Consider the following 11,796-nt stretch of genomic DNA (forward strand, 5'->3'; position numbering starts at 1 on the left):
CTACTTCCTTCAGTTCTTTGGGAATGATGATTGCTTCTATTGCTAATCTGATAAAGAAATAAGATTATGTCTGAACAACATGTGAGTAAGAACCAATCTACAGATTTAGATACTTCTTCGAAAGATGAAATTGATTTAGTGGAAATCTTGTGTAAAATTATAGTAATTCGTAAAAAAATATATAAAGTTGCTGGGATAGGACTGATTATTGGCGTTATTGTAGCATTGAGTATCCCCAAACAGTATACGGTAAAAGTGACTCTTTCTCCAGAGATGGGGAGTTCTAAGGGAACTAATGGATTAGCTGGACTTGCTGCTTCTTTTTTAGGTAGTGGAGCTACAACAGGAGATGGCTCTGATGCTCTAAATGCGTCACTTTCTTCTGATATAGTCTCTTCTACTCCTTTTCTTTTAGAGTTATTAGATATAACTGTCTCTTCTTCGAATAAAAGTAAAGATATAACTTTAGCATCATATTTGGATGAACAGACTTCCCCTTGGTGGAGTTATGTGATAGGGTTACCTGGTATTATCATCAATAGTATTAAGTCATTGTTTGAAGATGACAACAATATAGATATTGATAATAAAGTAAAGAGAGGTGCTATTGAACTAACAAAGGAAGAAAGTGAAAAGATTGCTACACTTAAAAGGAGTATAACTGCTTTGGTTGATCAAAAAACTGCAATAACCAATATCTCTGTTACTTTACAAGATCCTAAAATAACTGCTGTTGTTGCAGATTCTGTAGTGTGTAAATTGCAAGAATATATTATCAATTATCGTACTTCTAAAGCTAAGGAAGATTGTAGCTATTTAGAAAAACTTTGTAAAGAGCGCCAACAGGAGTATTATGTAGCACAAAAAAAATATGCACTATATATAGACACTCATGATGATATAATTCTTCAAAGTGTAAGAGCAGAACAGGAACGTTTACAAAATGATATGAATTTGGCTTATCAAGTATATAGTCAAGTTGCTAGTCAACTGCAAGTTGCTAGGGCAAAAGTACAAGAGGAAAAACCTGTTTTTGCAGTGTTAGAGCCTGCTGTTGTGCCACAGTATCCTTCAGGGATGGGATTAAAGATATATGTATTACTATTTATGTTTTTGGCTATCGTAGGCACGATTAGTTGGATATTTATAGGTGACGATTTATGGAATCGTTTAAAAGGAATAAGATAAAAATAGTTTTGTATAATGCTTTGTTATATTCACCTTAACCAATTATGAATTTAATATTTATTATTATATCTTTTGTTATTTCTGTAGGTGTTTCCCGACTTATTATACCTCGTATTTTGATGATTTCATTACATAAGAAATTATTTGATGTACCAAATGAACGAAAAATACATAAGCATGCCATTCCTCGACTAGGTGGTGTCGCTTTTTTTCCTACAATATTGCTTTCTTGTTGTATCGTTTTAGCACTTCGTGCTTTGATGGGGTATAATATATCAATATTGCAGGCTATATATGCATTGCCTGAATGTACACTTCTAGTTTGTGGGATGGTTCTTTTATATCTGACTGGTATAGCTGACGATTTAGTCGGAGTTCGTTATCACCAGAAATTTATTATTCAGATTTTATGTGCAAGTTTGTTCCCTATTGCTGGTCTTTGGATAAATGATCTTTATGGATTATTCGGTATTTATGCTCTTCCATCCTATGTTGGTATACCTTTTACAATATTTACGGTAGTATTTATTACTAATGCAATTAATTTAATTGACGGTATTGATGGTCTTGCTTCGGGATTGAGCAGTGTTGCATTATTGGTTTTTGGTTTCCTATATATTAGTAAGGGCTTATGGTTGTATAGTATGTTTGCCTTTAGTACGTTTGGGGTCCTAGTTCCATTTTTCTATTATAATGTTTTTGGAAGCGCAGAGCGCGATCGTAAAATATTCATGGGTGATACAGGGAGTTTGACTTTGGGGTATATCTTGAGTTTTTTAGCAATCAAATATAGTCAGAATAATGTAGATGTTATTTCGTATACTGAAGGTGCATTTGTGATAGCTTTTAGTACTTTGATCGTACCTGTATTTGATGTGGTCCGTGTTATATTAGTTCGTTTTCGTAATGGTAAAAATCCATTTGAGCCAGATAAAAATCATATTCATCATAAGTTTTTGGCAATGGGATTCACTCCACGGAAATCGATGGTAATTATATTATTGATTTCTTGTACTTTTAGTGGACTAAATATATTGTTAATGCCCTATGTGAATAATACACTCATGTTGATAGCAGATATCTTGATATGGATTAGCTTGAATTTATGGTGGGATAAAATAAAGATGAATAAGCTGATTTAAATATTGACATATATAGGATTAAAGGAAAACTTTTAAAAATCATATTTAGTAATGAAAGCATGTTTTATGGGGTTAGGCTATATTGGTCTTCCTACTTCGATTATTGCCGCAAAAAATGGTATTCAAATTCTAGGAGTTGATATAAATCCAAAAGTAGTTGAAAAAACTAATGCAGGAGAACTTCATATAATTGAACCAGGTATGGAAGAAATATTGAAAGAAGTAGTTATGTCTGGTATGTTTCGAGCTTCAACTATACCTGAAGTTTGTGATGCTTATTTTATGGTAGTGCCGACACCTTTTAAAGGTAATCATGAACCGGATATTTCTTATGTTGAAGCAGCTACGCGTTCCGTAATTCCGTATTTAAAGGAAGGGGATCTTTATGTGATAGAATCAACTTCACCAGTTGGAACCACAGAGTTAATGGCGAGTATTATTTATGCAGAGCGCCCAGAACTTGAAGGACAAATTTATATAGCATATTGTCCCGAGCGTGTATTACCTGGAAATGTAATATATGAATTGATACATAATGACCGTGTTATTGGTGGATTAAATCCAGAGTCAACAGAGAAGGCTATTAATTTTTATTCTCAGTTTGTTAGAGGTGTGTTACATAAAACTAATGCTCGAACTGCGGAAATGTGTAAACTTACAGAAAACTCTTCTCGTGATGTTCAGATTGCCTTTGCAAATGAATTATCAATGATTTGTGATAAAGCGAATATAAATGTGTGGGAGTTGATTAATTTGGCAAATAAACATCCTCGTGTTAATATATTGCAGCCAGGGTGTGGAGTAGGTGGTCACTGTATTGCAGTTGATCCTTATTTTATAACAGCCGAGTTTCCTGCTGAATCTCAGTTGATAGGAAAAGCAAGAGAAATCAATAATTACAAATCTTTCTGGTGTGCTGAGAAAGTAAAAAACGCAATGCTTGAATATGAATTGAAGAATCATCGTAAGCCTATTGTTGCCATGATGGGACTAGCATTTAAGCCTAATATTGATGATTTGCGTGAGTCGCCAGCAAAGTATGTCACGACAAAAGTAATGCAAAATTGTAATAATGCCACTATATTTGTAGTTGAGCCTAATGTGAAAGAACATAACGTATTTAAGTTGACTGATTATGAGGAGGCTTATGATAAAGCTGATATTGTTGTGTTTATGGTTGCACATGATCTTTTCACGAGTCTTCCTTATCGAAAGGATAAAGTTATTCTTGATTTTTGTGGGATATACAAATAATAGATAGATATTGCATACATCCGTTGGTAAAAACAAGCGCATAGCAAAAAATACCCTAATGTTATATATGCGTATGCTGCTTATTATGGCAGTTACGTTATATACTTCGCGCATCATTCTGAATACTCTTGGTGTAGAGGACTTTGGTATTTATAATGTTGTGGGTGGTGTGATTTCTATGTTAGGATTTTTAAATTCTTCATTAGGGGGAGCCAGTTCACGCTTTATTACTTTTTCGTTAGGAAAAAACGATAAGAAGGAATTAAGGAAAGTCTTCTCTACGGTTGTTTTTATACATCTTATTCTTGCTGTTGTTATCATTCTATTGGGAGAGACGCTAGGATTATGGTTTGTTTATCATAAACTAGTTATACCTCCTGAACGTCTGACAGCAGCCTTGTGGGTATATCATTGTTCCATTCTGACTGCAGTTGTGTCTATAATAAGTGTACCTTATAATTCATTAGTTGTAGCCCACGAGCGAATGAGTGCATTTGCTTATATTTCTGTAATTGAGGTAGCTTTAAAATTAGGCATTGTTTATTTTTTGGTATATATTTCACAAGATAAATTGATCACTTATGCTGTGTTATATCTGATCGTGCAAATATTTATCCGATTTTTATATGGATGTTATTGTTCTAGCCATTTTTCAGAGAGTAAGATTCTGTTTGGTTGGAGCCCACAGTTAGTTAAAGAAATTTCAATTTATGCTGGTTGGACAGTAAATGGAAACCTAGCAGTTGTAGGATATACGCAAGGAATCAATATTCTTTTGAATTTGTTTTTTGGTCCAGTAGCCAATGCTGCTCGTGGTATTGCAGTACAAGTGCAGGCGGCGGTAATGACATTTATGCAGAATATGCAGATGGCAGTTAGACCACAAATTATAAAGTCCTATGCTACTTTTGATTTGTCATATATGCATACATTGGTGGTGGCATCATCAAAATATGGTTTTTTTTTAATGTTGGTGCTAACTTTCCCGATTATGTTGTGTGTAGATCCTATATTGAAAATTTGGCTTGGGGTAGTTCCTGGATATACGGTAGGATTTGTGCGAATCATGTTAATGATAGGTTTGTTGGAGTCCTTAAAAGTAGCATTAATTAGTGCTATACATGCTACTGGCGATATTCGAAAATTTCAAATTTATGAAGGAACTTTTTTGTTAACAGTTGTGCCTATTGCTTATGTCTTGTTGAAAGTATATCATATTTCTCCAAATGATGTGATGTTAGTATATTTTTTTGTGGAATTAGTTACTCAATGTATTCGTGTGTGGATTGTTTGTCCTCGTATTCAGATGCCTTTTACTAGTTATTTAAAGAAAATAATTTGTCCGATATTACCTCCTTTGCTATGCATACTTCCAGTCTTATCTTGGCTTTCTCTGCCTAAAGAACTTTCTTTGGGCTGCTTGGCTTTATATTTGTCTTTAGCTGTATTATATGTTTTGATTTGTATTTATCTATTAGGATTAACAAGTTCGGAACGTAGAATAATGTATAATTTTGTTAAAACAAATATTAATTGTATTTTGAATTTTTTACGAGTGTAAAAAATCACAATAAGCAATATAGTAACGAATTGTATAAATAGATGAGAATGACAAATATTGATGTTTCGATTATTATTGTAAATTATGACATCACATCTTTGGTAGTAAATGCAATAGATTCTTTATTTCATAAAATAAAAGATCTTACTATTGAAATAATTGTTATTAGTAATGTTTCTAATGATATCTCCCCCCCCCCTCCCCAAAAAGCAATTGTTAGAAAAAAATGGTAATTTTTTATTGTTGGATTAAAAGGAAGGGTCGGTTTGGGTAGAGTAAATAACGAAGGTATAAAGAAGATTAAGGGAAGAAATATTCTACTTCTCAATTCTGATATACTTTTACTTCTCAATTCAGTAAAAATATTATCTGATTATTTATATACTCATCCTAAAGTTGGGGCTTGCGGAAGGAACCTGTATAATATTAACTAAAAGCTAGTGTATTTTTATCATCGTTTTAGATCTGGAATTTTCTCAGAAGAGTTAGCAGTACTTGTGATGGGAATAAGTAATAGATTTATTTATCAGCCTCTTTTACCTATACCTCTCATCCTATTGCTGTAGGAAATGTTTCGGGAGCTAGTATGATGGTTTCTCGTAAAGTATTAGATGAAGTTGGAATATTTGATCCTGATTTTTTTATGTATTCAGAATAAACTGAATTATCTTGGAGAATAAAAAAATGGATATATAATAAAGAGCGTGCTTCAATCAAGAATTGCTCATTTGGAGGGACAAAGTTTTAAAGTGCCTGAAACAAGAATACGAATGATGTTGGAAAGTTTTATGAAATATTATATCAAAACGAGGGGATGTTTTGATTTGAAAGTAGCTGATATTTTATTATGGCTAGGTGTGGAAATAAATGTAATAGGTTGGAAAATATTAAAAAGAAGGGAACGAGAAATATTTTATAAGACGAAATGGATATTGGTAAATAAAATGTGTTCATTATTTTGGAGGTTATGAGAAATGATATTGAAAAGAGAATATTATCTGTGATTGTTCCTGTATATAATGCAGAACAATATTTGGATCAATGCATTTCCAGTATATTGGATCAATCTTTTTCTGATTTCTATTTGTTTTTAGTTAATGATGGAAGTACAGATAACTCTAGAGATATTTGTGAAAAATTTGCATTGCTAGACTCACGTGTAACAGTATGGCATCTTCCTAATAATGGACCAAGTACTGCTCGAAATTTTGCTTTGGAGAAGGTTTCTACTGAGTGGGTGTGTTTTGTTGATTCAGATGATATTCTTGAAAAGGATTATTTGAAAGTCTTTTTTAAGTACGGTGTTCCTGATAAATATTGTTTGGAGATGCAAGGAATGGAATATGTAGATTGTACTGGAAACAAAGGATTGAATCATATTATATATCCGGAAATATATTTATTGGGAGAAAATGTTAAGAATGGAATTGTTGAGCATAGATTGTTGCATTCGGGGGGGCCATGTCTTAAATTATATAATATAAACGTAATTCGGGAAAATTGTATAACTTTTAATACAGCGTTTCGCTTTCATGAAGATCATATATTTTATCTTCAATATTTATATAATGTAAAAAGCATTCGCTTGTTGTCTGGTGCTAAATATAAATATAGGCAAGTGGAGGGATCTTTGACTCATCGAATACATCCTTATGAGCAGATTGAGTTAGCTTATCACTTATTTTCAAATAAACTCGAACTGGTTATAGGCAAATTCCAAATTGAGGATTCATCTTATTTGAAGCAGATCAGGCATGATGTAGCAAGAATTCATGTTAAAGCAATTCGTTTTTGTTATCTGTCAAAACCGATTAAACTTGAAAGGGTGAAGTTTCTAGAATCTTGTAAAGCGGAGAAAGAAAATATGAAAAAAAGATACTTTCCCACTTCGTGTAAGGAATGGATTTGGAAAGCTATTCTATTGTACGTTCCAGTTTCTTTTCAGGATTTACTATTGTCAATAATAATTAATAAATATGAAGGAAAAGACAGTTAAAAAGGTGTTATTTCTACGAAAAAAAATATCTGGGGAGAATAGCATAGAGGAACTTGCTTATATTTTGATTTCTAAAATCCCTGATTTAGAGTTAGTCATATTTCCAGAGACGGGTAACTCTTTTAGTAAAATAGTTAAAAATATATGTTATGCACGGAAACATCAAGGAGACATAAATCACTTTTTCTCTCCTTCTGATTGTTATGTAATTCCATTTTTGAAAAATAAAAAAGTTGTAACTTGGCATGATGTTGGGACAGGATTGATGTCTCAATCAGTAATAAAAAGATGGATACGAAAGAAATTGTTAATGGCATTCCCTTTGTATTTTGCTGATAGATTAACTTGCATTTCAGAACATACTAAGCAAGAACTGAAAGAATTATATTCTGGTTCAGAAAACAGATCTTTGGTAATTTATAATTGTTATAATCCCAAATTAGAATATACGCAACATACTTTTAATACTCAAAAACCGATAATTTTGCAGATAGGTACTGGTATGCGTAAAAACTTAGCTCATGTTATTGAAGCATTACAAGGAATTGAGTGTGTGTTATATATTGTAGGCAAGCTAAGTAAGGAGCAAAAGAGACTTCTGGAAGAAAATGAAATAAATTATGTATCAGAATATGATGTTGATTTCAAAAGAATAATTGAATTATATAAACTATGTGACATTGTTAGTTTTCCTTCTTTTTATGAAGGATTTGGAATGCCTATAATAGAAGCTAACGTTACTGGGAGGGTAGTATTGACTAGTCGTATGGGGGCTATTCCTGAGATAGCAGGAGATGCCGTATATTATGTAGATCCTCATGATATAAATGATATTCGGAAAGGTTTTTTGCTTCTAATTAAAAATGTAAGTTATCGAAATTCATTGATTGAAAAGGGCAGGATAAACGCTAAACGTTTTACAGTAGATAAAATGATAAATAGTTATAGTGAATTATATACTCAACTTGCGAAATAAGCACCAACTAATGATAATACATAGTTATTATAGTAAATACCTTCTGTTATCTTTCTTGATTAGCTTTCTTTTATACATAGGGTTAATTTTGGTTACTGATACAATAAATGGGGAGTTTGTATGTTGGCAGATATTTACAATATTTTCTTTTTTTTCTTCTTTATATTTAGGGCTAAAGTTGAAAGTAAAAGAACTGTTTTTGCTTATCTTTAGTTATCAAATCATCTTCTCTTATATTTTACATTGGTACTTTTTATTTAAAACTAGTAGTGCTTTTGGATTCAATGCGGTCGATTCTGTTTTATATTCCCAGATTGCGTTTCAAATAAAGGATATGAATTGGATAGAATCTATTAGGGTAATAGAACGTTATTTTTATGATTTGTCTGATTATGGTTATCCGTTGTTTTTGAAATGTGTATATACTTTGGGAGGAAGTTTGGAAAATTCGATAATATTGTTGATATTTATTAATTGCGTGATGCAAACAATTGTTTGTATTATGACGTATGATCTTTCTAATATGCTATTGTATGATAGATATAAATCTCAATGGATAACTTTGTTATGGGGATTAAATACGGCATCTGTCTATTTGAATGCATCTGGACTTAAAGAACCTTTATTTTTGTTCTTATCTGTGGCTACTATTTGGAGTATATATAAATGTAAGGAGAGAAAGAATATTGGATGGCATATACTAGTATGGATGTTAATAACTTCCACTTGGTTTTTTCGTTATTATTTATCTTTGTTTTTTATAATTATATACATTGGATACTATTGGTTTCCATATCTCTATAATCGTTATTTTGGGGTAATTTGTATAGTTTCAATTGTTCTATGCCTTTATTTTACGAGTTTGTTGGTGTACTATTTCCCAGCGATATATTATGCTTTGTTAAATACCGAAGAAACATTTTCGTCTAATGGCATATTGTTTAAGTATGTTTCGTATTTGCTTGCATTTTTAAGTCCAATACCAAAATATTTTCAAGTAGCAACACCTCAAGATTTGATTATGCTTGTTTATTCCATAGTGAAATTCTCTTTTTCAATCTTTGTATTATTAGGTTCATATTTTTTTATTAAGCATAAGAAAACGCAATTTTATCCTTTAATAAGTATCGTTCTGTTTAATGTTTTACTGTTAATTGTGTCTGGTCATATGATTGAATATAGGTATTCATATGTTATAATGCCATGTTTTTTTATATTGATGATAGCTGGAATGGAATATAGAAACAAATATCTTACTACTGTATATTTGTTTTTCTCGGCTTTTATTATTTTATTGTTTAATCTGCGTTTGTATTAGTTTGCATGAAAATTTTGGTTATTTCTAATATGTATCCTTCTGTTAAGGATCCTGTGTATGGGACTTTTGTACAAACTTTTGTGGAACAAATGAAGGTGTTAAACACTGAGGGCAAAACTAATATAATCGTTATTAAAGGGCGTGATGGGGAGTATGGAAGGAAGCTGTTTAAATACGTAAAATTTTATATTAGTATACTTTTTTCTTTACTGTTTCGGAAACATGATATTGTCTATGTACATACAATTACCTATCCTATTATCCCTATCCGTTTAGCTTTACTATTTCGAAAACTTCCCTTAGTCTTTAATGTGCATGGAGGGGACGTATTGACTCATGGGAAAATAGCAGGAAAGATGAAGCAATATGCACGTCCTGTATTACGGAATGCAAGGATGATTGTTTCACCTTCCTTTTTTTTTAAGGAGATATTGTTATGCGAATTTCCTGAGCTAGAGGGGGATAAGATATTTGTATCTTCTTCTGGCGGGGTGGGTGTTGAATTTTATAAAGAGAGGCCGAAAGTGAAAAATGAGATTCCTATAATAGGATATATTTCGCGGATAGATAAAGGAAAAGGGTGGGATACATTGATAGATGCTTTATCTATATTGCGAGAAAGGGGAGTTTCGTATACTGCTATCATTGCTGGTCGTGGTACATTAGAAAAAGAAATGATGAAAAAAATAAGAGATTTATATCTTGATAATTTGATTAAATATATAGGTCCAATACCTTATCATTCTCTTCCTGAAATATATTGTACTTTAGATTTATTTATCTTTCCAACATGTTTGGAAGAAAGTCTAGGATTAGTTGGATTAGAAGCAATGGCTTGTGAAGTTCCTGTGATCGGTAGTTATATCGGTGGATTAAAAGACTATATCAAAGATAAAGAAAATGGATTCTTTTTTACTCCGGGAAATGCGGAAGAACTTTCTAATAAAATTGAATTATATCTATCTTTATCTAGTTCTGAAAAGCAAAAAATGACTGAAGCTGCTAAAAGGAAAGCGCAACGGTATGCTTCAGAAATAGTTGGAAGGGAGTTGTATGCTCAATTATTGAGGTTGATTGATTAAGATTTTATTTATCAAAAATATTATTTATATAATTTGTTTACTCATATATTATGTAATGGTTTACTATTTGTCTTTTTCAACAATACTCTTTGGAAAAATATCCTGTAAAATAAGATCCTTTTTTAATTATTATAATTTACTAGATACGAGAGGTAACTATAGATTTAAACATTAAAAATGAGAATTAAAGGACGGAAATAATTCGGGATTAGAATGTAATTTTAAAATGCAAAATGTAGTTCTGGGTTAGCTAATAATGTTATAATAAGAAGAAAAATGTTGATACCTTGGGTCTCATTTTGATAAAATTGATATTCCTATGAAATTGCAAGACTCGTCTAGTAAAATTAAAATATAAAGTGGTGATGGTGTTTGGATCGGTTCTTGTGTAATTATTCCATCAAAGTTAGAAAGAATAGACAATGGTGTGGGATAGGTGCAGGGAGAGTTACAACGAAAAACATCTCAATTACGCTGTAGCTGACGATCCTACAAAGATTGAAGGCTTAAAACTTTTGGGATAAAGGAATAGTAGATAATAATACATATAAATTTATTATTAAAAGGTTATAAATTAAGATGCATAAGATTGTTGTAAACGGGGTGGAAATTTTCCCTTTTAGTTCGGAAGCGCAGTTATTAAATTACGTAAATGAGAGGAAAGGTATTCTTATTGCTATTAATGCTGAGAAAATATTGAATGCTACAAAGGAAACTCGTTATATTATTAATCGGAATATTGGTTATTGTGACGGTGCTGGTGCAGTGATGGCTTTGAAACGGAAAGGATATAAAGATGTTTGTAAAATACCAGGTTGTGAATTATGGATTAAGATTATTAGTAAATATTGCGAAGAAAAGAGTTTTTACTTGATAGGTGCTAAGAAGCAGGTAATTGAAGATGTTGTTGCTAAATTAAAAGAAGAATATAAGGGAATAAATATACTAGGATATCGTAATGGTTACCTAAAAACGGATGAGGAAAAACAAGCGTTGATTGAAGATATTGTGAGAGTAAAGCCTGACGTGGTATTTGTTGCTATGGGATCTCCTAAGCAAGAATTGCTGATGGAGGATATTCAGAAACATCACGATGCTATATTTCAGGGATTGGGAGGAAGTTTTGATGTATATACCGGTCGCGTTGAAAGAGCACCTAAATGGTGGGTAAAGCACAATTTGGAATTTGCATACAGGCTAATAAAGGAGCCTAAGAGAATAAAACGACAAATTTACCTTGTGAAATTTGCCTATTGGTTAATGATGAATAAAATATGAA

Annotated in this window: 9 protein-coding genes; all 9 read left to right on the forward strand. The window is 31.8% G+C overall.

The window, feature by feature from the left end; all coding sequences use genetic code 11:
- Window positions 1-66 precede the first annotated feature (66 nt).
- The 9 genes from DW640_RS19700 to DW640_RS19750 all read left to right on the forward strand — a co-directional run bounded on the left by DW640_RS19700 (window position 67) and on the right by DW640_RS19750 (window position 11,795).
- Window positions 67-1,188 carry a Wzz/FepE/Etk N-terminal domain-containing protein gene (locus tag DW640_RS19700; RefSeq protein ID WP_074859735.1) on the forward strand — a complete coding sequence of 374 codons (1,122 nt, stop codon included), beginning with the start codon at window positions 67-69 and terminating at the stop codon, window positions 1,186-1,188.
- Window positions 1,189-1,232: 44 nt separating this feature from the next.
- Window positions 1,233-2,330, forward strand: coding sequence for an MraY family glycosyltransferase (locus tag DW640_RS19705; RefSeq protein WP_008762422.1), 1,098 nt, complete (start codon window positions 1,233-1,235; stop codon window positions 2,328-2,330).
- 51 nt (window positions 2,331-2,381) lie between these two features.
- The gene (gene wecC, locus DW640_RS19710; RefSeq protein WP_008762423.1) at window positions 2,382-3,584 is read left to right on the forward strand and encodes a UDP-N-acetyl-D-mannosamine dehydrogenase; all 1,203 of its coding nucleotides are present in this window, start codon (window positions 2,382-2,384) and stop codon (window positions 3,582-3,584) included.
- 58 nt (window positions 3,585-3,642) lie between these two features.
- Window positions 3,643-5,145, forward strand: a complete 1,503-nt coding sequence (locus tag DW640_RS19715) for a lipopolysaccharide biosynthesis protein (protein WP_117578863.1) — start codon at window positions 3,643-3,645, stop codon at window positions 5,143-5,145.
- Window positions 5,146-5,192: 47 nt separating this feature from the next.
- Window positions 5,193-5,378 carry a hypothetical protein gene (locus DW640_RS19720; protein WP_129593472.1) on the forward strand — a complete coding sequence of 62 codons (186 nt, stop codon included), beginning with the start codon at window positions 5,193-5,195 and terminating at the stop codon, window positions 5,376-5,378.
- Window positions 5,379-6,112: 734 nt separating this feature from the next.
- The gene (locus DW640_RS19730) at window positions 6,113-7,141 is read left to right on the forward strand and encodes a glycosyltransferase family 2 protein (protein ID WP_032850544.1); all 1,029 of its coding nucleotides are present in this window, start codon (window positions 6,113-6,115) and stop codon (window positions 7,139-7,141) included.
- Complete coding sequence (locus DW640_RS19735; protein WP_032850546.1) at window positions 7,122-8,117, forward strand: glycosyltransferase family 1 protein; 996 nt, start codon at window positions 7,122-7,124, stop codon at window positions 8,115-8,117. The genes DW640_RS19730 and DW640_RS19735 overlap by 20 nt, the downstream gene beginning before the upstream one ends.
- Window positions 8,118-9,440: 1,323 nt before the next feature.
- Window positions 9,441-10,517 carry a glycosyltransferase family 4 protein gene (locus DW640_RS19745; protein ID WP_008762429.1) on the forward strand — a complete coding sequence of 359 codons (1,077 nt, stop codon included), beginning with the start codon at window positions 9,441-9,443 and terminating at the stop codon, window positions 10,515-10,517.
- A 579-nt stretch (window positions 10,518-11,096) separates the two neighbouring features.
- A complete protein-coding gene (locus tag DW640_RS19750) occupies window positions 11,097-11,795 on the forward strand; it encodes a WecB/TagA/CpsF family glycosyltransferase (RefSeq protein ID WP_008762430.1) in 699 nt (232 codons plus the stop codon).
- The last annotated feature ends 1 nt before the right edge of the window (window position 11,796 follow it).

This window comes from Bacteroides sp. AM23-12 (assembly GCF_003434395.1).
Lineage (GTDB): Bacteria > Bacteroidota > Bacteroidia > Bacteroidales > Bacteroidaceae > Bacteroides > Bacteroides thetaiotaomicron.

What these genes read in the sequence shown, in the direction of transcription:
- DW640_RS19730 (WP_032850544.1), top strand. Translation starts at nt 6,113, where the DNA reads ATGAGAAATGATATTGAAAAGAGAATATTATCTGTGATTGTTCCTGTA.
- wecC (WP_008762423.1), top strand. Translation starts at nt 2,382, where the DNA reads ATGAAAGCATGTTTTATGGGGTTAGGCTATATTGGTCTTCCTACTTCG.
- DW640_RS19735 (WP_032850546.1), top strand. Translation starts at nt 7,122, where the DNA reads ATGAAGGAAAAGACAGTTAAAAAGGTGTTATTTCTACGAAAAAAAATA.
- DW640_RS19745 (WP_008762429.1), top strand. Translation starts at nt 9,441, where the DNA reads ATGAAAATTTTGGTTATTTCTAATATGTATCCTTCTGTTAAGGATCCT.
- DW640_RS19750 (WP_008762430.1), top strand. Translation starts at nt 11,097, where the DNA reads ATGCATAAGATTGTTGTAAACGGGGTGGAAATTTTCCCTTTTAGTTCG.
- DW640_RS19715 (WP_117578863.1), top strand. Translation starts at nt 3,643, where the DNA reads ATGTTATATATGCGTATGCTGCTTATTATGGCAGTTACGTTATATACT.
- DW640_RS19720 (WP_129593472.1), top strand. Translation starts at nt 5,193, where the DNA reads ATGACAAATATTGATGTTTCGATTATTATTGTAAATTATGACATCACA.
- DW640_RS19700 (WP_074859735.1), top strand. Translation starts at nt 67, where the DNA reads ATGTCTGAACAACATGTGAGTAAGAACCAATCTACAGATTTAGATACT.
- DW640_RS19705 (WP_008762422.1), top strand. Translation starts at nt 1,233, where the DNA reads ATGAATTTAATATTTATTATTATATCTTTTGTTATTTCTGTAGGTGTT.